This window comes from Pseudomonas triclosanedens, assembly GCF_026686735.1.
In the GTDB taxonomy this organism is placed as follows: domain Bacteria; phylum Pseudomonadota; class Gammaproteobacteria; order Pseudomonadales; family Pseudomonadaceae; genus Pseudomonas; species Pseudomonas triclosanedens.
In genome coordinates this window covers 3,792,083-3,815,550 of the sequence record NZ_CP113432.1, presented here as the reverse complement: position 1 = coordinate 3,815,550, position 23,468 = coordinate 3,792,083, and the positions used below count along the sequence as shown (strand labels likewise).

19 protein-coding genes are annotated in these 23,468 nt (G+C 66.1%); 8 read left to right on the top strand and 11 right to left on the bottom strand.

Annotated elements, in window-relative coordinates; all coding sequences use genetic code 11:
- Window positions 1-47: 47 nt before the first annotated feature.
- Window positions 48-1,241, bottom strand: a complete 1,194-nt coding sequence (locus OU419_RS17690) for a GGDEF domain-containing protein (RefSeq protein WP_254475676.1) — start codon at window positions 1,239-1,241, stop codon at window positions 48-50.
- Between the two features lie 210 nt (window positions 1,242-1,451).
- Here OU419_RS17690 and OU419_RS17685 point away from each other — a divergent pair, with 210 nt between their 5' ends.
- Window positions 1,452-2,072: an FMN-binding negative transcriptional regulator gene (locus OU419_RS17685; protein ID WP_254475677.1), complete on the top strand. Its 621-nt coding sequence runs from the start codon at window positions 1,452-1,454 to the stop codon at window positions 2,070-2,072.
- Between the two features lie 13 nt (window positions 2,073-2,085).
- Here OU419_RS17685 and OU419_RS17680 read toward each other — a convergent pair whose 3' ends face one another.
- Both OU419_RS17680 and OU419_RS17675 read right to left on the bottom strand, forming a co-directional pair.
- Window positions 2,086-2,487: a hypothetical protein gene (locus OU419_RS17680; protein ID WP_254475678.1), complete on the bottom strand. Its 402-nt coding sequence runs from the start codon at window positions 2,485-2,487 to the stop codon at window positions 2,086-2,088.
- A gap of 103 nt (window positions 2,488-2,590) precedes the next feature.
- Window positions 2,591-4,594, bottom strand: a complete 2,004-nt coding sequence (locus OU419_RS17675; protein ID WP_254475679.1) for a peptidase U32 family protein — start codon at window positions 4,592-4,594, stop codon at window positions 2,591-2,593.
- A gap of 466 nt (window positions 4,595-5,060) precedes the next feature.
- On the opposite strand from OU419_RS17675, the gene OU419_RS17670 reads away from it, so the two are divergent.
- The 3 genes from OU419_RS17670 to OU419_RS17660 are packed head-to-tail and all read left to right on the top strand — an operon-like array spanning window position 5,061 to window position 8,178.
- Window positions 5,061-5,717, top strand: coding sequence for a hydrolase (locus OU419_RS17670; protein ID WP_254475680.1), 657 nt, complete (start codon window positions 5,061-5,063; stop codon window positions 5,715-5,717).
- Between the two features lie 53 nt (window positions 5,718-5,770).
- A complete protein-coding gene (locus OU419_RS17665) occupies window positions 5,771-6,322 on the top strand; it encodes an antibiotic biosynthesis monooxygenase (RefSeq protein ID WP_254475681.1) in 552 nt (183 codons plus the stop codon).
- A gap of 17 nt (window positions 6,323-6,339) precedes the next feature.
- Window positions 6,340-8,178: an amidohydrolase gene (locus OU419_RS17660; protein WP_254475682.1), complete on the top strand. Its 1,839-nt coding sequence runs from the start codon at window positions 6,340-6,342 to the stop codon at window positions 8,176-8,178.
- A gap of 68 nt (window positions 8,179-8,246) precedes the next feature.
- Here OU419_RS17660 and OU419_RS17655 read toward each other — a convergent pair whose 3' ends face one another.
- The 5 genes from OU419_RS17655 to OU419_RS17635 all read right to left on the bottom strand — a co-directional run bounded on the left by OU419_RS17655 (window position 8,247) and on the right by OU419_RS17635 (window position 14,204).
- On the bottom strand, window positions 8,247-9,173 hold the full coding sequence (locus OU419_RS17655) for a LysR family transcriptional regulator (RefSeq protein ID WP_254475683.1): 927 nt from the start codon (window positions 9,171-9,173) through the stop codon (window positions 8,247-8,249).
- Window positions 9,174-9,201: 28 nt separating this feature from the next.
- Window positions 9,202-9,729 (bottom strand): cysteine hydrolase family protein, encoded by a 528-nt coding sequence (locus OU419_RS17650; RefSeq protein ID WP_254475684.1) that lies wholly within the window; start codon window positions 9,727-9,729, stop codon window positions 9,202-9,204.
- Between the two features lie 72 nt (window positions 9,730-9,801).
- Complete coding sequence (locus tag OU419_RS17645; RefSeq protein WP_254475685.1) at window positions 9,802-10,989, bottom strand: AraC family transcriptional regulator; 1,188 nt, start codon at window positions 10,987-10,989, stop codon at window positions 9,802-9,804.
- A gap of 45 nt (window positions 10,990-11,034) precedes the next feature.
- A complete protein-coding gene (locus OU419_RS17640; protein ID WP_254475686.1) occupies window positions 11,035-12,381 on the bottom strand; it encodes a DUF1329 domain-containing protein in 1,347 nt (448 codons plus the stop codon).
- 2 nt (window positions 12,382-12,383) lie between these two features.
- Window positions 12,384-14,204: a DUF1302 domain-containing protein gene (locus tag OU419_RS17635; RefSeq protein ID WP_254475687.1), complete on the bottom strand. Its 1,821-nt coding sequence runs from the start codon at window positions 14,202-14,204 to the stop codon at window positions 12,384-12,386.
- A gap of 123 nt (window positions 14,205-14,327) precedes the next feature.
- On the opposite strand from OU419_RS17635, the gene OU419_RS17630 reads away from it, so the two are divergent.
- Entirely contained in the window at window positions 14,328-15,371 is a 1,044-nt protein-coding gene (locus OU419_RS17630; RefSeq protein WP_254475688.1) for a helix-turn-helix transcriptional regulator, read from the top strand.
- 22 nt (window positions 15,372-15,393) lie between these two features.
- On the opposite strand, the gene OU419_RS17625 is transcribed toward OU419_RS17630, so the two are convergent.
- Both OU419_RS17625 and OU419_RS17620 read right to left on the bottom strand, forming a co-directional pair.
- Window positions 15,394-16,833: a DUF1214 domain-containing protein gene (locus tag OU419_RS17625; protein ID WP_254475689.1), complete on the bottom strand. Its 1,440-nt coding sequence runs from the start codon at window positions 16,831-16,833 to the stop codon at window positions 15,394-15,396.
- A 211-nt stretch (window positions 16,834-17,044) separates the two neighbouring features.
- A complete protein-coding gene (locus tag OU419_RS17620; protein ID WP_254475690.1) occupies window positions 17,045-17,803 on the bottom strand; it encodes an SDR family NAD(P)-dependent oxidoreductase in 759 nt (252 codons plus the stop codon).
- A gap of 139 nt (window positions 17,804-17,942) precedes the next feature.
- Here OU419_RS17620 and OU419_RS17615 point away from each other — a divergent pair, with 139 nt between their 5' ends.
- Window positions 17,943-18,866, top strand: a complete 924-nt coding sequence (locus OU419_RS17615; protein WP_254475761.1) for a LysR family transcriptional regulator — start codon at window positions 17,943-17,945, stop codon at window positions 18,864-18,866.
- On the opposite strand, the gene OU419_RS17610 is transcribed toward OU419_RS17615, so the two are convergent.
- Window positions 18,863-19,504 carry an HD domain-containing protein gene (locus OU419_RS17610; RefSeq protein ID WP_254475691.1) on the bottom strand — a complete coding sequence of 214 codons (642 nt, stop codon included), beginning with the start codon at window positions 19,502-19,504 and terminating at the stop codon, window positions 18,863-18,865. The two genes, OU419_RS17615 and OU419_RS17610, sit on opposite strands and share 4 nt — an antisense overlap.
- Window positions 19,505-19,763: 259 nt before the next feature.
- On the opposite strand from OU419_RS17610, the gene OU419_RS17605 reads away from it, so the two are divergent.
- Window positions 19,764-20,264, top strand: a complete 501-nt coding sequence (locus OU419_RS17605) for a VOC family protein (RefSeq protein WP_254475692.1) — start codon at window positions 19,764-19,766, stop codon at window positions 20,262-20,264.
- A gap of 239 nt (window positions 20,265-20,503) precedes the next feature.
- Window positions 20,504-23,365 carry a C1 family peptidase gene (locus OU419_RS17600; RefSeq protein ID WP_254475693.1) on the top strand — a complete coding sequence of 954 codons (2,862 nt, stop codon included), beginning with the start codon at window positions 20,504-20,506 and terminating at the stop codon, window positions 23,363-23,365.
- Window positions 23,366-23,468: the final 103 nt, after the last annotated feature.

Below are 23,468 nucleotides of genomic sequence, written 5' to 3'. Positions count from 1 at the left end.
TCGCGCAGTATGACGTCAGGTCCCTGCGTTAAGTCAGTGATAGCTGATCAGATTGTCGCGCAGCCGCCGAGTTGCACTCGATTGCGACCTTCCTGCTTGGCCTGGTAGAGGCGCTGGTCGCAGCGTGCGAGCAGGTCGTGTGGTTCGTGCAGGCCGGTTTCGTCGGCCATCGCCGCGCCCAGGCTGATGGTCAGGTAGCGCAGCTCGTCCGGACGATGGAGGTGCTCGATGCCCAGTTGCACCACGCGCTCGCGCAGGCGTTCGGCCACGCAGCGCAGGTCGTCGGCATGGCCGGCCTGCAACAGCACCACGAATTCTTCGCCACCGTAGCGGAACACGCTGCTCTGCCCATCGCGCAGGGTGCCGGCCAGCGACGTCGCTACCTGCTGCAGGCACTGGTCGCCTTTCTGGTGCCCGTAGTGGTCGTTGTAGGGCTTGAAGTAGTCGATGTCGGCCAGAAGCAGGGCGAACGGACGGCCATTGGTGCGCATCCCGCCCCAGCTTTCGCCGAGCTGGCGGTCGAGGGCGCGACGGTTGCCCACGCCGGTGAGGGCGTCGGTGGTAGCCATCTCCTGCAGACGAAGGTTGAGGGCGGCCAGTTCGGTGCGCTGCTGGCGGCCTTCGAGGTCGGCGAGGAAGGCACGCCGCACGCCGCTGATGTTGGTCCAGCTGATGAACAGGCTGAAGGCCAGCACCGGCAGATAGACCAGGGTGAAGGTCAGTACGGGCCGGGCCTGACCGTCGTGGATGGTCCAGACGTTATAGAGGATGATCGCCGAGATCAGCCCCGAGATCAGTGCGATGCCCCGGAACGAGTAGCGCACGCCAAGGTTGCCGAGGACGATGAAGACCACCGAGGCGTACAGGAAGAACGGCACGTCCGGTGAGGCACTGCGCTTGAGCAGCTCGAACCAGGCGATGGTGGAGATGATGTCGTGGATCGGCATCAGCAGGTCCATCAGCAGCACGCTGCGGCTGAAGCGGAAGACCAGGAAAATATTGAGCAGGCCGATCAGGCTCAGGCCGCTGCGCAGGAACAGCGACTCTCTGGCCATGTCGGGAATCAGCAGGGCGTCGGCCAGTGCGTAGGCATCGTAGGCCGCCATTGCAATGAAGTTGATCGCCAGCAGGAAACGCCGGTAATTCTGAATGACGTACGCGGCGAACGCAGGCTCCAGGCTCGGCGGAATTCGCCCCTGGCGCTGCCGGGGCGGTATGGCGGGGAACTCGGGTGCGGTCATTGGGAAGGAGCCTTTGTCTGCCATCCTGGGCGAATGCTGGCCGAGGCTAGAGTAGGGGGCGGTTGGCATGGCGTCCAGCACGACTTTGCAGGCGCTGTGCCAGTATCCGTGGCCTTGCGGATTGGTTCTTTGAACAAGCCGGGCAATGGATCTTTATAGGGCTCCAATACGTGGTCATGATGAACGCCTTACGCTGAATTCGAGGTCTCCATGTACGTACCCCCGCACTTCCAGGAAAACCGCCCGGACGAACTGCACCGGCTGATCCGCGAGCACTCGCTGGGCATCCTGGTGACCGGCCATGCCGGTGTGCTGGATGCCAATCACCTGCCGTTCGAACTGGAACTCTCCGGCGAGAAGCCACTGCTGCGCGCTCACGTTGCGCGTAGCAACCCGGTGTGGCGGGAGTCCGACGGTGAGGAAGTGCTGGTGATCTTCCGCGGCGAGCATGCCTATGTCTCGCCCAACTGGTATCCGAGCAAGCACGAAGCGCATCGCCAGGTGCCGACCTGGAACTACCAGGTGGTGCATGTGCGCGGCCGCCTGAAGGTGATGGACGAGGAGCGCTTCGTGCGTGGCGTGGTCGGCCGCCTGACCCGTACCCATGAAGCCAGCGAGGACAAACCGTGGAAGATGAGTGACTCCACCCCGGAGTTCATCAGCGGCATGCTGGAAAACATCGTCGGCATCGAGGTGGAGATCAGCGAGATCGTCGGCAAGTCCAAGCTCAGCCAGAACAAGGAAGACCGCGACCGGCTGGGCGCCGCCGAGCGCCTGGAACAGCTCGGCAGTGCCGAGCTGGCCGGGGCGATGAAGGCAGCCGGGGAGTAGGGGCGAGGTGTAGCTAGAGCCCGCCCAGCAGGTCGTGGGAATCCAGCAGGCGCCAGGCTATTTCCGGGTTCCTCTCCATGCCGCGGCGGATCGCGGCGGGAATCGCCTGGCGGGTCTTGCGGCAGAGGCCGGGCTGCTCATCGAAGCCGAACTCGATGCCACGCATGGTCCGCACTTCGTTGAGGCCGGGAGCGATATGCAGGCGGATACCGAGTTGCTCGAAGAGCTTCTGCTGCATGCGCCGCAGGTCGTCCAGGTCCTTGAGGTTTTCCAGGCGTTCGAGCAGGCGCTGCTCTTCCATCCGCGTCAGCAGGAGGATGCGCAGATCGGCGCCGGGGTTTTCCAGCAGCCGCTCGCGGTCGCAGTCGCAGACACCGGGCGGACATTGCTGGCGGAGCGGGGGAGTGGGAGTCATGTCCCGATCATAGCCGGGGATCGGGGAGTTGCGCAGGGGGCGGCGGGGCAGATCGCAGCGCGGCGAACCCCGTCATCGGACGGGATTCGTCGCGCCTGGCAGCTTACTGCGCTGGTTTGCGGATGGTCTTGAGCAGGTCTTCCGGGCTGATCTGGCCGACGATGTTGCTGACGCCGTCGCTGCCTGGCTGCGGCAGGCCGAGAATGTGGCTCTTGATCTTGCCGATCACGTGCATTTCGCACGGCTTGCAGTCGAACTTCAGGGTCAGCACTTCGTCGCCGTGGATCAGTTGCATCGGCTGTACCTTGGTGCGCACGCCGGTCACGCCCTTGGCCTGTTTGGGGCAAAGGTTGAAGGAGAAGCGCAGGCAGTGCTTGGTGATCATCACCGGTACTTCGCCCGTTTCCTCGTGGGCCTCGTAGGCGGCATCGATCAGTTGCACGCCGTGGCGATGGTAGAAGTCGCGGGCCTTCTGGTTGTACACGTTGTACAGGAAGGACAGGTGCGATTCCGGGTACACCGGCGGGGGGCTGGTCTCGGCCTTGCGGCCACCGCGCGGATGCGCCTTCACACGTGCCTCGGTCAGCGCCTCGATGGCTTCGCGGCGCAGTGCCTTGAGCTGCGAGTTGGGAATGAAGAACGCCTGCGGGGCGTCCAGCTCGATGCTGTCGGCGTGGTACTGGGTGGTGCCGAGCTGGCCGAGCAGGTCGTGCAACTGCTCCAGCGCCTGCTCCGGCTTGTTGGCGGCGCCGAACGGGCCATCCTGGGCGACGCTGACAGTCACGCCTTCCTCGCTGGTGGCGGTCAGCTCAAGGCGCTCTTCACGCAGCCTGGCAACCCAGGACAGGCCGATGCGGCGCTCGGCGGAGGTCTTGAGCAGTGCCTGCTGCCAGTTGTGGTCGAGGTTGCGCGACAGCGGGTGGTTCGGGCGCAGGCGGTAGAGGCCCTCGGGCATCTCGTTGGGCTCGACGCGGTAGCGGTAGCGCTTCTCGCCGTCTTCCTCGAACTCACCCTTGGGCTCTGCGATGTTGGCGCGGAAGCCGACCACTTCGCGCTTCACCAGCACGTTCAGGCCGTCGCCGTTGGACAGCGGATCCTTGGTGACGACCATCAGGTCGCGCTTGCCGACTTTCTCCACGGTGCCCACCGGCAGGCCGGTGAAGGTCGGCGAGTCGAAGGCGCCGATGTCGATCTTGCGTTCGCTGACGAAATAGTCGGTGCTGCCGCGGTGGAAGGTCTTGTCCGGGTCCGGCACGAAGAAGTGGTCGGTGCGGCCGCTGGAGGCGCGTGCGAGGTCCGGGCGTTCGGCGAGGATGCCGTCCAGGCGCTGGCGGTAATAGGCGGTGATGTTCTTCACGTAGCCCATGTCCTTGTAGCGCCCTTCGATCTTGAAGGAGCGCACGCCGGCGTCCACCAGGGCGCTGAGGTTGGCGCTCTGGTTGTTGTCCTTCATCGACAGCAGGTGCTTCTCGAAGGCCACCACGCGGCCCTGGTCATCCTTCAGGGTGTAGGGCAGGCGGCAGGCCTGGGAGCAGTCGCCACGGTTGGCGCTGCGGCCGGTCTGGGCGTGGGAGATGTTGCACTGGCCGGAGAAGGCCACGCACAGCGCGCCGTGGATGAAGAACTCGATGGCGGCGTCGGTCTCGTCGGCGATGGCGCGGATTTCCGCAAGGTTCAGCTCACGGGCCAGCACCAGTTGGGAGAAACCGGCCTGGTCGAGGAACTTGGCGCGCTCCAGGGTGCGGATGTCGGTCTGGGTGCTGGCGTGCAGCTCGATCGGCGGGATGTCCAGCTCCATGATGCCCATGTCCTGCACGATCAGTGCGTCGACACCGGCGTCGTAGAGCTGGTGGATCAGCGCGCGGGCCGGCTCCAGCTCATTGTCATGGAGGATGGTATTGATCGTGGTGAAGACGCGCGCGTGGTAGCGGTGGGCGAATTCCACCAACTGGGCGATATCGCTCACCTCGTTGCAGGCATTGTGCCGCGCGCCGAAGCTCGGGCCGCCGATGTACACGGCATCGGCCCCATGCAGGATGGCCTCGCGGGCGATGGACACATCGCGGGCAGGGCTGAGCAGTTCCAGATGGTGTTTGGGCAGGGACATGGTTTCTTCTTTATCAGGCGTGGCACGGGCAATCGCGCATTGTACCGGCCAAACGCCGCGCCGGCATCCGTAGCGTGCCGGGCGGTGTGGCTGTTGGTCGCCTGACTGGGTTGCTGGACGCCGCCGCGGTTGAGATCGAGGCCGCGATTGATTGTCGATCCGCACGAAGACATCGGCTTGCTCATCGCAACCTGACAAGCCGGGCATTTCACCTCGTAAAGCTGATGAGCCCGCAATGACCGTGCAGCGCTGAGCGTAACGGCGCGGCCATGTGCCTTCCCGTCACCTCATGAAGTGCCCGCCGCCGTGCACCAGCCACGCCCTTGCAAAACTGCAAAGTACCCCTGCAACCCTGTCTGTTCCGCGCCTCCGGGTGATCGGCAAAGATGGCTCCAAGGTTCGCCGCCGCCCTCGGGCACGCCGAACCGGTCGAACCCCATTCATGCACAGCAGAAGGAAACTCATCATGACCGCCATCGCCAAAGCCGCTCCGGGCAAGACCCTGCTCAACCCCGCCGATCACACCCTGATCATGATCGACCACCAGTCGCAGATGTCCTTCGCCACCAAGTCCATCGATGCCGTGACCCTGCGCAACAACGCCGCGCTGGTGGCCAAGGCGGCGAAAGAGTTCGACGTTTCCACCATCCTCACCACCGTTGCCGAGAAAAGCTTCTCCGGCCCGATCTTCGATGAGATCAAGTCGGTGTTCCCCGGTCACAACGTCATCGACCGCACCAGCATGAACACCTGGGAAGACCCGCGCATCGCGGTGGAAGTGAACAGGTTCGGCAAGCAGAAGATCGTCCTGGCCGGCCTGTGGACCTCGGTGTGCATCGTCGGTCCGGCGCTGTCGGCCATCGACCAGGGTTTCGAGGTCTACGTGATCGCCGACGCCTGTGGCGATGTATCCACCGAAGCCCATGAAATGGCCCTGCAACGGATGATCCAGCTCGGCGCGCGGCCCATGACCTCCCTGCAGTACCTGCTAGAACTGCAACGCGACTGGGCGCGTGGCGAGACCTACGACGCGACCGTGAAGACCTCCATCGAACACGGCGGCGCCTACGGCCTGGGCCTGATCTACGCCAAGACCATGTTCAACGCCAGCGAAGGCCACTGAGCCCCGGCGCCTCCCTCGCTCCGTCGGGGGAGGCCAATCCTGGAGGGATGCCCATGAACCGCCTTGCCGATCAAGAGTCCGTGACGCTGATCATTCGCCACCGTGCCAAGCCGGGCAGCGTGGCGGCGTACGAGACCATCCTGCGCGAGCTGACCCGCGCCGCCAGCGAGTTCCCCGGCCACCTGGGCGTGGATGTGATGCGCCAGGGCGAGCACTTCACTTCGGTGCTGCGCTTTGCCAGCGCCGCCGAGTTGCAGGACTGGCTCGACTCGCCGCAGCGCCGCACGCTGATCGAGCGGGCCGCGCCATTGCTGGTGGATGGTGACCGGCATGAGCTGCACCGTGACCACGAATTCTGGTTCGCCCCCCAGGACAACCCCCGGCAGCCGCCGCGCTGGAAACAGGCCGCGGTTTCCTACCTGGTGATCCTGCCGCTGGTGATGCTGGTGCCGCTGTTGTGGCATCCGCTGTTCGTTCAAGTGCCGTGGCTGGGCAGCTATCTGCCGGCCAACATGCTGATCACCGTCACCATCGTTGTGCTGGTGGTCTACGTTTTCATGCCACGGGCTACGCGCCTGTTCTCCGCCTGGCTCAACGCTCGCTGACCCACGAGGACCTTCCCATGTATGCCGATCTGATCCTGACCAACGGCCGCTTCCACACGGTCGACCGCGAGAGGCCCAACGCCACCGCCGTGGCTATCGCCGACGGCAAGTTCATTGCAGTGGGGACCGAGGCGCAAGCGCTGGCCTTCCGTGCTGGCGCCACCCGTGTCATCGACCTGAAGGGGCACACGGCGATTCCCGGCCTCAACGATTCGCACCTGCACCTGATCCGCGGCGGCCTGAACTACAATCTGGAACTGCGCTGGGAGGGCGTGCCGTCGCTGGCCGACGCCCTGCGCATGCTCAAGGAGCAGGCGCTGCGCACGCCCACGCCGCAATGGGTGCGGGTGGTGGGCGGGTGGAGCGAATTCCAGTTCGCCGAGCGCCGCATGCCGACCATTGACGAACTCAACCAGGCCGCGCCGGACACGCCCGTGTTCGTCCTGCACCTTTATGATCGCGCCCTGCTTAACCGCGCCGCGCTGCGTGTGGTCGGCTATACCAGGGACACGCCGAACCCGCCCGGCGGCGAGATCGTCCGCGACAGCAACGGTGAGCCCACCGGCATGCTGGTGGCGCGGCCCAACGCGATGATCCTCTACGCCACCCTGGCCAAGGGACCGAAGCTGCCCATCGAGTACCAGCTCAACTCCACCCGCCAGTTCATGCGCGAGCTGAACCGCCTGGGCGTCACCAGCGCCATCGACGCCGGTGGCGGTTTCCAGAACTATCCGGACGACTACCAGGTGATCGAACAACTGGAGAAGGACGGCCAACTCACCGTACGCATCGCCTACAACCTGTTCACCCAGAAGCCCAGGGAAGAGCTGGCCGACTTCAGGAACTGGACTTCCAGCGTGAAGTACGGCCAGGGCAGCGACTTCCTGCGGCACAACGGTGCCGGCGAGATGCTGGTGTTTTCCGCCGCTGACTTCGAAGACTTCCTCGAACCGCGCCCGGACCTGCCGACGAACATGGAGGCCGACCTGGAGCCGGTGGTGCGTCACCTGGTGGAACAGCGCTGGCCGTTCCGCCTGCACGCCACCTACGACGAATCCATCTCGCGCATGCTCGATGTATTCGAGAAGGTCGATCGCGACATTCCGTTCAACGGCCTGCACTGGTTCTTCGACCATTGCGAGACCATTTCGCCCAGGAACATCGAGCGCGTGCGCGCCCTCGGCGGCGGCATCGCCATCCAGGACCGCATGGCCTTCCAGGGCGAATACTTCGTCGACCGCTATGGCAAGCAGGCCGCCGAGGCGACCCCGCCGATCAAGCGCATGCTGGCCGAGGGCGTGCCGGTGGGCGCAGGCACCGACGCTACCCGGGTATCCAGCTACAACCCCTGGACCTCGCTGTACTGGATGGTCAGCGGCAGGACCGTCGGCGGCCTCGAGCTGTACCCCGAAGGGCTGTCCCGCTCCACCGCGCTGGAGCTGTACACGCACGGCAGCGCCTGGTTCTCCAGCGAGCAGGGCAAGAAGGGCATGATCAAGGTCGGACAACTGGCTGACCTGGCGGTGCTCTCCGCCGACTACTTCAGCGTGCCGGAGGAAGAGATCAAGGCCATCGAGTCGGTACTCACCATCGTCGACGGCCGGGTGGTGTTCGGCAGCGGCGATTTCGAGCGCCAGGCGCCGGCCGCGCTGCCGGTGCTGCCGGACTGGTCGCCGGTGGCCAAGGTGCCGGGACACTGGCGCCCGCAGGCGCCGCTGCAACGCGCCGTGCACCAGTGCGCCGGCTCCTGCGGCGTGCATGGCCACAGCCACGAGCGGGCGCGTCAGTCGAGCGTGCCGGTGAGTGACTTCCAGGGCTTCTGGGGCGCCTTCGGCTGCTCCTGCTTCGCCTTCTGACGGCCACCGCGCGGGCCATGCGGCCCGCGCGGTGGCGCCTGATCATGAGCCTGTGTCCGGGGGAGGCGCTACAGGTGAGTCGGCTGGAACGAAACGCAGCCGATGTCGCGACAGGCCAGGTTCGCGCCGCTGAACTGCGCAGCGTCCTGGTCGAAGATGTCGCGCAGCCAGCCACTCACCGCCTGGAAGCGCCCGATGCGCCCGGCGTCGCGGTGGCTGAGCAGCCAGATTTCCCGCGCCACTACCGGGCCGGTCAGGCGCACCAGGCCATTGCGTTCGCCGAGGATGCACGGCAGCAGCGCCATGCCCAGGCCGGTTTCGCAGGCGTGGGTGAGGGTGGTTACGCTGCTGGCGCGCAAGGCGTAGCTGGCGTTGGGAGCGAAGTTGCGCAGCCACTGCATTTCCGGCGTGTCGTCGAGTTCCTCGCCGTAGGCCAGCCAGGGCTGTTGCGGCCAGTCCTGGGGCGGCAGGCCGGCGAAGGCGGTGGCGGCGTATACCGCGAAACCGATGTCGGCGACCTTGCGCATGACCAGCGCGGCGTCCTCCTGCGGACGTGCCAGGCGCAAGGCGAAATCGGCCTCGCGGCGGGTGAAGGACAGCGCACGGTTGGCCGGGATCAGTTGCAGTTGCAGGTTCGGGTAGGTGCGCGACAACTGCGGCATGTGCTGCACCAGCCAGTGACTGAACAGGAAATCGATCGCCGTCAGGCGTACCGAGCCGGTGATGGCGCTGGCTTCGTTGCGGGTCTCCAGCAGCATGCTCTGCACGTCGCCGAGGATGCGCTCGCCGCAGGCGAGGAATGCCTGGCCGGCATCCGTGGGCTTGTAGCCGGAGTTGTCGCGGATGAACAGGCGGGTCTGCAACGCCGTCTCGGCGGCCACCAGGCGCCGGCTCATGGTCGAGGGATCGACGCCAATGGCGCGGCCGGCGGCGCTCATGCTGCCGTGGTGGGCCAGGGCTAGAAGGATCGGGATGTCGTTCCAGTCGAAGTTCATGGTGTTCTCCTTGCGCCCCGGCTGGCCATCAGAAGCGCACGTCGGCGGCAGGGATGACCTTCGCGCGCGGACCGAAGCTGCTGATGCTGCCCAGCACCGCGTTGTGGTGGGCGGTGATCTGCGCGGCCCCGAGCACGGCGTTGTCCACCGTGGAGTGGGCATCGCTCGCCAGCGTCACCGCGTAGCCCAGGGCAAGGGCGCGGCGGGTGGTGGTGTCGACGCAGTAGTCGCTCTGCAGGCCGCAGATCACCAGGTGTTCGATGCCGCGTGCCTGCAGCAGGCCGGCCAACTCGGTGCGCAGGAATGAATCCGGCGTGGTCTTTCGCACGATCAGATCGCCAGCGTCGGTCAGCAGGCGCGGCTCCAGTTGCCAGGCTTCGCTCTGGTAGGGCAGGTCGTTGTCTTCGTGCTGGACCAGCACCACCGGCACAGCGGCCGCGCGCGCGGCGCGGCTGAGGCCGTTGATGCGTTGCAGCACGTTGTCGATATCGAAGCAGGGCGTGCTGCCGGAGCAGAGGTCGAACTGGACGTCGATGATCAGGAGAGCGGTGTGCATGGGGGCCTCTGCGGCATCAGGGAAAGCGGATCCACAGATGGTAGAGGCCAGGCCCTCGATGGGCCAGCTTCGTCACTGGCCCTGGCCGAGGTGCTGCTTGCGGTAGGCCAGCGGTGTCACGCCGCGCCAGCGGCGGAAGGCTCGCACCAGGCTGCTGGTGCTGCTGAAGCCTGCGCGTTCGGCGATCTGCTCGATGGAAAGCTGCGGGTCGCGCAGCAATTGCAGCGTCTTGGCCTCGCGGGTCTGGTCGAGCAGTTGGGCGAACTTCAGGTCGTGCTGATGCAGCGTGCGCAGCAGGTGCTCGCGCGGGATGTCCAGCGAGTCCGAGAGGTCGTCGATGTCGGGGTTTGCCAGTGGACACTCCGCCAGCCGTGCGCGCAGTGCGCTCAGGGGGAGCGGCAGGCCGTGCTGCGCGAGGTACTGGAGGATCGGACGCTCTACCTGCGCCAGCAGGCGCGGGTTGCAGCCCGGCAAGGGTGACTGCCAGCGGTCGGCGCGGAACAGCAGGGCGCTGGCGGATTGCTCGAACAGTACCGGAATGCCCAGTGCGTCCCAGGCGGTGCGGTCGCCGGGCGTTTCGCGGACCAGTTCGATGCGGCGCAGGAAGTGGCTCGCGGGTTGCCCGGTGAGCCGTTCGAACATGCGCACGTGGAAGTGCCAGTAGAAGTCCTTCGCCACCGTGGTCGGGGTGCGCTCGCCGGACAGGCGGAACTCCATGCGCCAGTCGCCGGCGGCGTCCTGGGTGAGGCTGGGGTGAGCTACCGTGCTCATTACTCCGACCAGTTGCACGTGGCGGTTGACGGCTTCGCTCAGGGTCGCGCAGGCATACAGCGCGAGGTCCACGCCGTACAGGTTGGCCGGATGGTGGTAGCGCACCGCGCGGATGCCGAAGTCCGGGTCGCCGGTGACTTCGACGCAGCGCAGCCACAGCGGGCTGAGCGTACTTACCGGCAGGCGAGTGCCGGCGTCGTCCATGATGCCGGGATCGATCCCGGCGCTGCGCAGTACCGGCAGCGGGTCGAGTCCGTAGGCCTGCTCCAGCGCCGTGGCGATGGTACGGACGACGGTGGCCAGCGTGGTCTGGGCCGGGGATGGGTGCGCAGGAAATTGAGCCATGACTGATGATAGCGGCACCCGCAGGTCATGCGGCATGTCTGGCGTCATCTTGTCATCCGGGGGCGAGAGGCTGGAGAGGTGGCAATGGCTTCCGTTCACTGGCTGGGTGGTGGCGAAGCGGGCAGCGTGGCCGCGAGTTGGCATGGTTAAAACGGGCCGGCACCGTTGCTCGGTGGCCGGCCCGACGGATCATTTACCCAGGCGCTTGAGCTGGGCCGGGGTGAACTCCGCTTCCGACAGGGGCTTGCCGACTTCCATCCTGCGCGGTTCCTCGTTGGTCAGGTAGTTGACCGAGTAACGACCGGAGATCAGGTCGTAGGTGGATTCCAACGCGGTCAGCGGCAGTTGCAGGTCGTGGTACTGAGTCAGGAACGACTCGTAGTAGCGCCAGAGTTCGCCACGATTGTCGTAGATGTCGCTGGCCATGATCTGCCAGCTGTCCTCGTCGATGTAGAACCGACGCTTGCCGTAGACGTGCCGCGCGCCGGGCTTGAGGGTGGCTTCGACAACCCACACGCGGTGCTTTTCATAGCGCGCCAGGTCCGGGTTGACGAAGCCCGGTTTGAGCATGTCCTGGTACTTGACCTGCTTGCTTGCCAGCCCGAATGCGTTGTAGCCCACCAGCAGCTCGCGCTTGCCGAGCAGTTTCCAGTCGTAGCGATCCGGTGCACCGTTGAAGCCGTCGACGCTGTCGGCCACGACCTGGCCGAAGCTGTAGCGCGCGCTGCTGTCATAGGCGACCGTCGGTGCGCGGCGCACGCGGCGCTGGCCGGGGATGTACTGCCAGGCGGCGCGCGGCGTGCTGACCTGGTTCAGCGGCTCCTGTACCAGGGTCACTTCTCCGGCATAGCGCGACGGGCTGGTGGTGAGCACCCGGGTGAAATACAGCAGGTTCTCGTCCTGCTTGAGGTCCGAGAGCTTTTCGCGGAAGGCGTAGAGCTGGTCGTAGTTCACCAGGGTGTAGTCGCCTTTCTCCTGCACGGTGGCGGAGGCGAACGAACGGCGCATCGAGCCGCCGCGATAACGGCTCATGTGGTTCCACATGACTTCCAGACCCTCGGTGGGCTCGGCGAACGGCACCCCGAAGTTGTAGCCCTGCAGGCCATTGCCGGCGTCGGCGAGGCTGACCTTGGCGAGGTTCTGCCGGGTTTCGTCGAGGTAGGCGCTGGGCAGCGCCGCGCTGCGGTGGGTGGGGAACACGCGCACGCGGTAGTCCGGATAGCGGGCGAACATGGCTTGCTGTCCGGCGCTGAGCAGGTTCTTGTATTGGTCGAGGTTGGCCTTGCTGATCACGTACAGCGGCTGTTCGCCGGCGAACGGGTCGGCGTAGTCGCCATTGGCGCCGACGGCGGCGGCGCCGGGTTTCATGCCGCCGGTCCAGGCCGGGATGCTGCCATCGGCGTTGCCGGCGCGTTCGGCACCCAGCGGTGTCAGGTGGTTGTCGAGGGCCGAGGCGTCGGTCTGCTTGGCGTGGCTGAGGCCGCAGGCCAGCAGCAGGGCCAGGGCGAGGGGGAGTCGGTTGATTGGTGAAGGCATGGTCAGAAGCTCGCTTTCACGGTGACCGAGGCGAAGTCGCGGTCATCGATGGTTGAGTAGTCGTTGGAGCCGAAGAAGCTGTTGTAGGCCAGCTCCAGCGAGTAGTTGTTGCGATAGTCGAACGTCAGGGCGAGGCTGGCGGCCTGCTGGCCTTCCTGGAAGTTCGGGCCGACGCCCTGGACGTCATGGCGCCAGTTGACCGACGGGGTGACGACGGTGGCGGGGATCAGGTCTTCGTAGTTCAGCGCCAGGCGTGCGCGGTAGCCCCAGGAAAAGTGGCTCATCACGCCGTCGTCGTTGCAGTTGTCGGCGTTGTAGTCGGCAAGCTGGGCGGTGCTGACGCCGCCTGGATTGCCGGCGGCGCTCGCCGCCGAGCACACTGCGCCGTTGGTTGGCGTGGTGCGGCCGAAGGAGCCGGCACGGCCGAAGCGGTCATCGCCGATTCCCTGCACCCAGTTGGCGCCGGCCTCGGTAGCCCAGGCGAAGCGGTTGGCACCGAGTACGTTGGAAATGGTGTCGGTGGCGCCCAGGCTGAACTGCCACACCGGCATCCGCGCGTAGCCCTGCACTTCCTGGCCGCGTGCCGCTCTGAGTTCGGCGGCGGTCATGGGCTGGATAGGCGTGTTCGCCTGGCCGGAGAGCAGTGCCACCAGGTCGGCGGGGTTGTAGCCCACCGGCATGTTCGGCCGGTAGCTCAGTTCGCCGAACACCGCGGTGCTGCCGATCACGCCGCTCATGCTGGCGCCGAACATGCGGATGTCTTCGGGATAGACGGTGTAGTAGTCGCCGGTGTTGATGTTGGTGCGGGTGGCGCTGACCGGTCCCTTGCGGGCGATCACGCCGTCGATCTGCGGTGTGCGGCTGTGGTAGTTGGCGTAGTACAGGCCGAGGTCAGCATCGTTCAGCGCCTCGATCACGTAGTGCACGGCCAGGCCGTACTGCCCGGTGTCGTTCGGGTAGTCGGTGGCGGTGCGTTGCAGATAGCGGCCCTGGGCGATGGCCTGCGCGGTGGTCGCGGTGCCGCCCGAGACCATGTAGTCGATCTGGCAACCTTCCTGGATGTTGTCGTTGCTGCTGAAGAAGGTGCCGCAGCCGTCCAGCACCGAGGGACGGAAGTTGTACTGCCAGAAGCCTTCGAGGCTCACGCTGTCGGCCAGGTCGTAGTTGAAGCTGACCATCTCCACCGGCAACTGGCCTTCCTTGAGCTCGACGCCGGGGCGGTTGAAGGCCGAGACATCCAGTGGGTTGATGGCGTTGATGCCGTTCTGCAGGAACAGCGCCTCGCCCCAACTGAGCACCTGCTTGCCGACCTTGACCCCGAGCTTGCGGTCGGCGACCTGGAAGTCCTTCCAGGCGTAGGCGTCGAGGTTGCGGAAACCCTGGAAGCGCGCCAGCGGCTGCCAGCCCGAATCGTCGAACTTGCGGAAGTCGCCGTCGTTGTTCTCCATCGCCTGGTCGTACCAGTACTTGAAGCGCAGGAACACGCCCTGGGTACCGTCCTGCACGTCCAGGTCGGTGATGCCCTTGTAGAGCGTGGAGATGACATCGTGCTTGCGGTAGTTGAGCTTGCCGTCGTCGCCGTTGTAGTTGATGCCGCTGCCGTCGCGGCCGATGCTGCGGGCGTCGGCGGCGGTCAGCAGATGCTTGTCGGGGTTCTCCATCGCCCAACTGGTGCCGAAGCTCAGGGTGGTATTGGTGGTGGCGCTCCAGTCATCGTTCAGTTGCCAGGTGCTGGCGTGAGCCCCCTGGCTGATGCTGGCGGCGATGCACAGGGCCAGCAGCGTCGGATGCGCAAATGCACGCGGAAGAGCATTGTCTTTCATGCTAGGACGTACCTGTTTTCTTGTTGTTGGCAGAGGCGTTGCGGAATTCGAAGTGCGGTGACTACGATTCCGGTCCCCGGCCGTGATCGAACACGGCCTGTGTCGCACGATGGGAGCAAGGGCGTGCTAGTCGATAGGCGCGACGAGACAAAAAGTTTTCCGGGACACCGCTATCGGGCGTCGCTGTGTGGGTCGATCGCTCTGGGCTGGCTGCTGGGGCTGGAGCTGCGCGGGCTGGATATTGCGCGCGTGCTGTCCGACTGGGGGGTGTCGATGTCCATGCTGCGCACCGCTAACCTGCGGCTGCCGCTGTTCCTGGCCAGGCGTTTCTGGGAAGTGGCGGTGCGGCAGAGTGGCGACGAAGGCATTGGCCTGGAGTTGGCCCGGATGGATGATCCGGTCCAGTTGCAAGGGCTGGGCTACCTCATGCAGCTGATGCCCACCCGGCTGGCCGCGCTCGAACAGATGCAGCGCTACTGGCCGTTGCTGGCCGGCCACGCGCCGCAGGAAGTGGTGCACTCGGGCAACGAGGTACGGCTCAGGTTGCAGCCCTACGAGGACTACTATCCGGCCCATGCGGAAGTGGACTTCTGGGTGATGCGCCAGTTGAGCCATCTGCGCAGCCTGCCTGGCGCGGCATCCGCCGCGCGCGAACTGCACCTGCGGCGGCCGGAGCCGGCCGACCCGCAGCCGTGGCTGCGGCAGACACGCGTACCGATAGTCTTCGGTGCCGCCCAGGACCAGTTGATCCTGGACCTGGAAGCGTTGCAGGTACCGCGCAATGCTGGCAGCGAGGCCATCCGCGAGGCGCTCACGACCTCCCTGGACGAGTATGCCGAGCAGACCGGGGACGCTTCGGAAATGGAGCGGGTGTGTGCCGAGGTGTTGCACTGCCTGGCCGACAACCCCGGTATGGAGCAGGTCGCCGAGCGCCTGCACATGACGCCGCGCACACTGCACCGTGCGTTGCAGCGCGAAGGCTGGAGCTTCACCGCGCTCGTCGACGAACACCGGCGTCTGCTGGCGGCTGACCTGCTCGATGCCAGCGATGCGAGCATCGGGCAGATTTCCGACAGGCTCGGCTTCGACGAGCAATCGAGCTTCATCCGCGCCTTTCGGCGCTGGTACGAGATGACGCCGGGCGGCTATCGCTCGCGCCGCGGCTGAGCGCGGCGCGGGCGTTGCGGCGTCAGGCCAGCTTGCGCAGGCGTGGGCCTTGCCAGCTCAGATCCTTGATCGTGCCCAGGGGCTCGTAGGCGCGGACGATCAGCCAGAACGGCTCGCCGCGTTTGACGGGGAGCCAGTTGCCGCGCTTGTCCGCGCCCGGATCGTCAGCCTGCAGGTAGACCACCAGGCCGCCGTCCTCGGTGTATTGCAGGCCCGTGCTGCGGTCGCTGATGGCGTAGCGGTTGAGCGGGTTGTCGATCACCGTGTAGCGGTTGGTGTAGGCGTGCAGCGACCAGAACGCCTGCGCCTGGGGAATCTCGTCGCGGGTGAAATGCAGCTCATAGCGAGCGTCGCCGCTCAGTGCCATGCCGCTGCCGTCCTTCTGCAGCAGGTAGTAGGGGTTCTCCGAGGCGGGCAGGGCAATGGTGCCGAGCAGTGTGATGCTTGCCCGGTACAGGTAGTCGTTGTCGTCGTAGTAGCCGATGCGTGGCCGGGGAATGGTCCAGCCATTGGCCGAGTGCGTGCCGGCCAGTGCGCGGGTGCCGGCGATGACCTGCTGGCGCGCGTCTTTCTCGGCGCGGTGCAGCGCTTCCTGGACATCGGCCGGCAGATGCTCGAAGCCCTGGGCGCCAGTGCCCAGCGCGAGTGCGGCGAAGGTGGCGGTGAGAGCCTCGTCCCGGGCCGGCGGCGGGCATTCGAGCCACATCGCCTGCAAGGTCTTGAGGTCGGCCAGCGGGTCCTGTTCGGGTTGCGGCAGCTCGCTCAGCTCGGCGGCGATTCCAGGTACAGATGTCTGCCCGGTGAGATAGGCGGACAACGGCGCGACGTGGAAGCCCTGCTGGTAGCCGATGACCTTGAGCCGATCCGCGTCGTCGGCGAAGAACATGCGCAGCACGTTGAAGGTTTCCGCCATCGGCGAGCGCACCACCAGGTCCAGGTTGTCCGGCAGCTTGCCGTCCCAGTCCGGGCCGACCACCGCGATGCGTCCGCCCGCTGGCAGGCTGCGGTGGGTGGGCAGGCCGCAGGTGACGCCGAGGAGATCGCACAACTGCAGGCTCCAGTAGCGCTTGTCCATCGCCGGCACGGTCAGGACGTAGGGCTCCTTGCGCAAGTCCAGCCACAGCACCGAGTACAGCGTGTCGGTCTGCGGCGCGCCGGGTACCGCCGGGGTGACGATGGCGTTCTTGTGCGTCCACTCGCCCCAGCGATAGCGCTGCCCGGTGACTGGTGCGGCCTGCATCATCAGGCGGTAGCGATAGCGGGCGAAATAGACCATCGGGTAGCCGTAGACGTATGCCTGCATGGCCAACTGATAGATGCGGTCCTGGGACGTGGCGAACGACGGCAGGCTCGACAGCGAGAAGGTCGCTCCTGCCGCGCCGATGGCAGCGAGCGCCTTGAGGATGTCGCGGCGGGCGAAATGGATGGGGGCTACGGGGTCGTTCGCGTCTGGATGGCTCATGCAAGGCTCCTGTCAGGGTCGGGCTGCGCTGCGTTGCGCATTGTTCTCCGGCCCCTCTCACGGATCATCCGGCCTCGGAAGACCCTGAGCGTGGAGAGGGTGGCGGTCACCCGGCACGATGGAGCAACCCGAAAGGACCCCGTAGTCTGGGAATGACAAATTCTTTTCCTGCGCCCTGCCGGGCATGGGATGCGGCGGCAGGGCGCGTGTCTCAGAGGAACATGCCGCCCGAGGCCTCGACGCGCTGGCCGTTGATCCAGCGGCTGCCGTCGGAGAACAGCGCGGCGATGGCGCCGCCGATGTCGTCAGGCAGGCCGACGCGGCCCAGGGCGGTGTTGCTGGCGATCTGCCGGTTGACCTCCGCGTTGTCGCGTACCAGGCCGTCGCCGAAGTCAGTCTCGATGGCGCCGGGGGCGATGATGTTGACACCGATGCCGCGCGCGCCGAGCTCCTTGGCCTGGTACCGGGTGAGTACTTCCATCGCGCCCTTCATGGCCGCGTAGGCGGCGTAACCGGGCAGGGTGAAGCGGGTCAGGCCGCTGGACACGTTGAGGATGCGCCCGCCCTCGGCGATCAGCGGCAGCAACTTCTGGGTGAGGAAGAACGGGCCCTTGAGCTGGATGTTCAGCAACTGGTCGAACTGCGCTTCGCTGGTTTCGGCGAAAGAGGTATGGATGCCGATGCCGGCGTTGTTCAGCAGGAAGTCGAAGCGCTCGCAGCCGAAGCGGGTGCGCAGCGCTTCGCCGACCGTGCCGACGAAGGCATCGAAGCTGGCGCTGTCGGCCACCTCCAGCGGCAGCATCAGTGCATGGCCGCCGTGCTTCTCGATCTCGGCGGCCACCGCCTGGGCTTCGGCGGCCTTGCTGCGATAGGTGCCGATGATGTCCACGCCAGCGGCGGCGAGGTGCAGGGCGGCGTTGCGGCCCAGGCCGCGGCTGGCACCGGTGATGAGGGCGATCTTGCGGGTCATGGTGTAGCTCCTGGTGGGTGGGGTTGGATGAGAGCTTATTGTTCGATTGATCTGTGATAAATCTGCAAAATTCGGAAATACTGGTCGGGACAGCCGAACAATTGGCTCCCACGATTTCGCCCAGTAAAGACCCATGACCATGATCAGGCCCGACCTTCTGCGCACCTTCGTCCGCGTCACCGAGCTGGCCAGCTTCACCCAGGCCGGCGAACAGCTCGGGCTGCCGCGCTCCACCGTTTCCGAGCACATCCAGAGCCTTGAGGAGCTGCTTGGCACCCGCCTGTTGCAGCGCACCACGCGCAAGGTCACGACGACCCAGGACGGCCTGGTGCTGTACGAGCGCGGCAAGGAACTGCTCGCGCAAATGGATGAGTTGCAGGGGCTGTTCCGCCGGCACGACGAGGCGCTGGGCGGTCGGCTGCGGGTGGACATGCCGACAGTGATGGCGCGCAAGCTGGTGATGCCGCGCCTGGGCGATTTCCTGGCGCGACACCCGGCGCTGGAGCTGGAGGTGAGCTGCACCGACCGGCGCGTCGACCTGGTGCGCGAGGGCTTCGATTGTGTGGTGCGGGTCGGTGCGGTCAACGATGCCTCGGTAGTCGCGCGCAGCCTGGGGCAGTTTCCCCAGGTGACGTGCGCGAGCCCCGGCTATCTCGCTGAGCATGGCGTGCCGGAGACCCTGGACGACCTGGCCGGGCACCGGCTGATCCACTACGTCAGCGTGCTTGGCGCGCGTCCGTCCGGCTTCGAGTATCTGCTGCAGGGTGAAACCCGTTACCAGCCGATGAGCGGAGCGCTGTCGGTGAACAATGCCGAGGCCTACGAAAGTGCGGCAATGGGCGGGCTTGGGCTGATCCAGGTGCCGGTGCACGGCGTGCTCGACGACCTGCAGGCGGGGCGGCTGGTTCAGGTGCTGGCGGATGTGCCGCTGCCGCCGATGGAGATCTCGCTGCTATATGCCCATCGCCGCCTGCCGCGTCGGGTTCGGGTGTTCATGCAGTGGCTGGGGCAGTTGCTGGGCGAACCCGGTGTACTGGGCACGCCCATCGTGCCGAAGGATTAGCTTGCCCAGTCGGAAGCGAGGATCACCTCGCAGAAGTTGCCGCGCACGAAGTTCGGGTCCTTCATGGCCAGCACGTCGGCCTTGACGTTGCCGAAGGTGGTTTCCGGCTTGCCTTTGATGCCGTCGTAGAAGGCTTGCAGGATGTCCTGCTTGAACTGCCCGCCACGGGGATGGGCATTCACCACGGCGCTGCGCTGTGCGTCGGTGAACTGCTCGTAGGCGATGCCCAGCACGTCCATCTCCACTCCGGCGGTGACCAGCGCGATCTCCGCTTTCATATGCTGCGGGATACCGGGCGTGGTGTGCAGGGCGATGGCCGTCCACACCGTCTCGATGTCGTTTTCGGCGATACCGTGGCTGCGCAGGAACTCGGCGGCGCAGTCCGCACCGTCCACTTCGAAACGTTCGCACTGGCTGCAATAACGCGGCATCAGGCCCATGTCGTGGAACATGGCGCCGGCATAGAGCAGCTCGGCGTCGTACTCCAGCCCCTTGCGCGCGCCGGTCAGCGCGCCCCAGTAGTAGACCCGCGATGAGTGGTGGAAGAGCAGCGGGGTGGCGTTATCGCGGACCATCTCGGTGATGGCGCGGGCGAGGGTGCTGTCGGGAACTTTCACGCCGTTCAGGTCGAGGCTCATGGTTATCTCCAGGTGTGTGCCTTGTGATACGGCGGGGCCCTCGCCGCGTACCCCTGTATTGGAAATCCGCGCTCCGGTGGCAGCAATCGGCGGCAGGGAGCGAAAACGGACAGTTGGCGTCGGTTTGCTGCCAGGGCACCGTTCGACCGGTCGTCCGGATGGCGCCGGGCGGGCGCCTAGACTTGTCGATTGCGCCGGCGCCGGAACGACCAGTCCGTACGTCGGCCCTGTCGGCCGCGCGAGGAACAGGAGAATCGCCATGCCCAGCCTGCAACGCATCAGTCCCTGCCTGTGGTTCGATCACCAGGCCGAAGAGGCCGCGACGTTCTACACCGGCATCTTTCCCAATTCGCGCATCGGCAGCGTCGCCCACTACAGCGAGATGGGCCGCGAGCATCACGGCAAGGAGCCTGGTTCGGTGCTGACCGTGGCCTTCGAGCTGGATGGCCAGAACTTCCTGGCGCTCAACGGCGGGCCGGCGTTCGTGTTCAGTGAGGCCATCTCGCTGATAGTCAGTTGCGATAGTCAGGCGGAGATCGACCACTACTGGGACCGGCTATCCGCCGGCGGCCCGGAGGAAGCGCAGATGTGCGGCTGGCTGAAGGACCGCTTCGGGGTGTCCTGGCAGATCGTGCCGCGTCATCTGGGCGACCTGGTGGCCGGCCCGGATGCGCAGAAATCCGCGCGCGCCATGCAGGCGCTGTTCACCATGAAAAAGCTCGACATGGCCGCCCTGGAGCGTGCGCACGCCGGCGGCTGACACGTCCGTCCGGGTGTCGGCGGTAGTGGCGGCGGCCGGACTATAGTTCAACTCAAGACCGCGTGGCGCCGGGCAGCCAGGGAGGCGCACGTGGTTACAGGAACGGGGCGGGTGCCCCGGAGCATGCTGCTCTCGTGGAACGGTGTGGCCGTGTGTCTGGGTTGTCGGTCGATGGGCTTTCTGTGGGCAACGTGCCGTGTTGCATCGCAAATCATCGGCGGACAGCGGGAGACGGCATCATGGACACACTCTTGTTCAAGGGTCATGAGGGAACGGCGGTCGGCAAACTGCGCAAGCGGCTGGCCGAGGTACTGGGCGCGGACGCCGCGCAGTTTGAGGGGCTTGCCAACGGCGATGTGTTCGATGCGCAGACCGAGTCGGCGGTGCGGCACTGGCAGTCCGGTGTCGGGGTGATCGCCGACGGCGTGGTCGGCGCGTACTGCCTGAGCCTGCTCGACCTGCTGCCGCTGCAGGGCATCGGCTTCAGCCTGCCGGAAGTGCAGACGCTGTTTCCGACGGCCAAGCCTTCCAGTGTCCGCCGCTATCTGCCGTATGTAGCGGCCGCGCTCGAAGTGGCCGGTCTGACCAGCCGGGCGATGGTGCTGGCGGCGCTGGGCACCATTCGCGCGGAGACCGAAGGCTTCGTGCCGATCTCTGAATTCCCCTCGCAATTCAATACGCTGGCCGGGCAGCCATCGTTCAGCGCCTACGAGGGGCGTAGGGACCTGGGTAACATCCAGCAGGGCGATGGCGCGAGCTTCCGTGGCCGTGGCTTCGTGCAACTGACCGGGCGGGCGAACTACACGCAATATGCCGCGGTCATCGACGTGGACATCGTCAGCCAGCCGGACCTCGCCAATGCGCCTGAAGTGGCGGCCACGCTGCTGGCGCAGTTCCTGGCCGACTGCGCGAAGCAAATGCGTGCCGTGCTGCCCAAGGGACTGGTCGGCAAGGCGAGGGATTTTCTCGCCGCCCGCAAGCTGGTGAATGGCGGCAGCCACGGGCTGGATCGTTTCTTCAGCGTGTTCGAGATCGCCAGCCAGGCCCTCCCACCCCCGCCCGCGGTGGGCGCGGGTGCCGGCGCCGCGAGCCCGGCGTCCGGGATGCCAAGGCTCAATGCCAGCAAGGACCCTGTGGACCTGCGCGACCGTCCCTACCTGCCGCCGCCGGTCAGCCTGATGGAGGAGTACCCCAGCAGCGCCGAACTGTCCAACTACCTGGTGCGCTACACCAAGGCCGGGCTGATTCTCGACCAGGGGCAGGAGGGCGCCTGCACCGGCTTCGGCCTTGCCTGCGTGATCAACTACCTGCTCTGGCGCAAGCAGGGCCGCGAACCGGAGTTCAACTTCCAGCCGGTCAGCCCGCGCATGCTGTATGACTTCGCGCGGCGCTACGACGAGTATTCCGGCGAAGACTACGAAGGCTCCAGTTGCCGGGGCGCGCTCAAAGGCTGGTTCCACCACGGCGTATGCCCGGAAACGGACTGGCCCTACAAGGCGCAAGGCATCACCCAGCCACGTTTCGGCTACGTCGCCAGCGCGATCCGCACTACCCTGGGCGTGTACTACCGCATCGACGTCAAGTCGATCACCGACCTGCAGGCGGCCATCCAGGAAGTGGGCGCCATCTACGTATCGGCGTTCACCCATGACGGTTGGGAACTGAAGACCGGCAAGGGGAAAAAGACGCCGGCATCGATCAATCACACCACGGTGCCGCGCATCGCCTTCAACGGGCGGGCTTCTCAGGAAAACGGCCATGCCTTCGCCCTGGTCGGTTTCAACGGCGACGGCTTCATCGTGCAGAACTCCTGGGGCAAGAGCTGGGGCAGCGGCGGGTTCGCCGTGCTCACCTATGCCGACTGGCTGGCCAACGCGATGGATGCCTGGGTGGCAGCCCTCGGGGTGCCGGGCGTGGTACTTGGCCGGCTGGCCTCCAGCAGCCAGCAGAGCACGGCAAGGGCGGGCGCGAACAAGAGTCAGTGGTGGGACGAAGCGACTGCCTACGAACACAGCGTAGTGCTGGGCAACGATGGCCGGGTGAGCCGCTACCTGACCCAGGACGAGCTGACCCGAACGCTGCTGTTCCAGGCGTGCACCCTGCCTGACCAGTGGCTGCGTAGCCAGGACTCGGCCACCAAGCGACTGGTGATCTACTGTCACGGCGGCCTCAACAGCGAGGACGCGGCGATCACCCGCGCCCGTGCGATGGGGCGCTTCTTCATCGGCAATGGCTGCTACCCGCTGTTCGTGGTGTGGAAGACCGGCGTGCTGGAGTCCATCGGCGACATCATCGCCGACCGCTTCCGCAGCGAGCCGGCGCGCGCTGGCGGCGTACGCGAGGCCCTGACCGACGCCACCGACAGCTTGCTGGAGGCGACCGTCGGGCGGCCGCTGGCGCGGCCGATCTGGAGTGAGATGAAGGAAAACGCCGAGTTCGCCACCCTCACCACGCGCGGCGGCGACCTGCTGGTCAGCGCCTTGCAGAACCTGCAACGAACCTGGGGCAAGAACCTGGAAATCCACCTGGTCGGCCATTCCGCCGGCTCGATCTTCCTCGGCTGGCTGATCGACGCGATGGCGGCGCGCGGGGTCGACGAGTGCGTGGCCTCGATCCATCTCTACGCGCCGGCCTGCACCGTGCAGTTCGCCAACCGCCACTACGCGCCCCACGACAGGCTGATGAAGAAACTGTACCTGGACATTCTCTCCGACCAGGTCGAGCGTGACGACAACACCGCGGCGATCTACCGCAAGTCGCTGCTGTACCTGGTATCCAACGCCCTGGAGGGCGACCTGCGCACGCCGATCCTCGGCCTGGAGAATGTGCTGGACACCGGCTATCGCGGCTGGGATGGCTCGTCGGCCACCGGCGAGGCGCTGGGCAACTGGCGGCAGGCGCTGGCGAAGGCGGGGCTCAGGAAAGGTGGGAGGATCCAGGTGCTGAGCGCGCCCCGGGTGCTCACCTGCAAGAGCCCGGAAACCTGGATCGATTCGTCCCACGGCTGCTTCGACAATGCCCTGGGAATCGTCAGCCGTACGCTGGAACACATCACCGGCATGCCGCCGGCGATGCCGGTGGATGATCTGCGCGGTTACTGATGGCCTGCCCGACGACATCGCCTGTGCCATGACCCCATCGATGGACGGCCCGGATGGGCCGCCCGCTGCGGTGGGCCGCAAGCACCTGGTCAGTAGCAGCGGG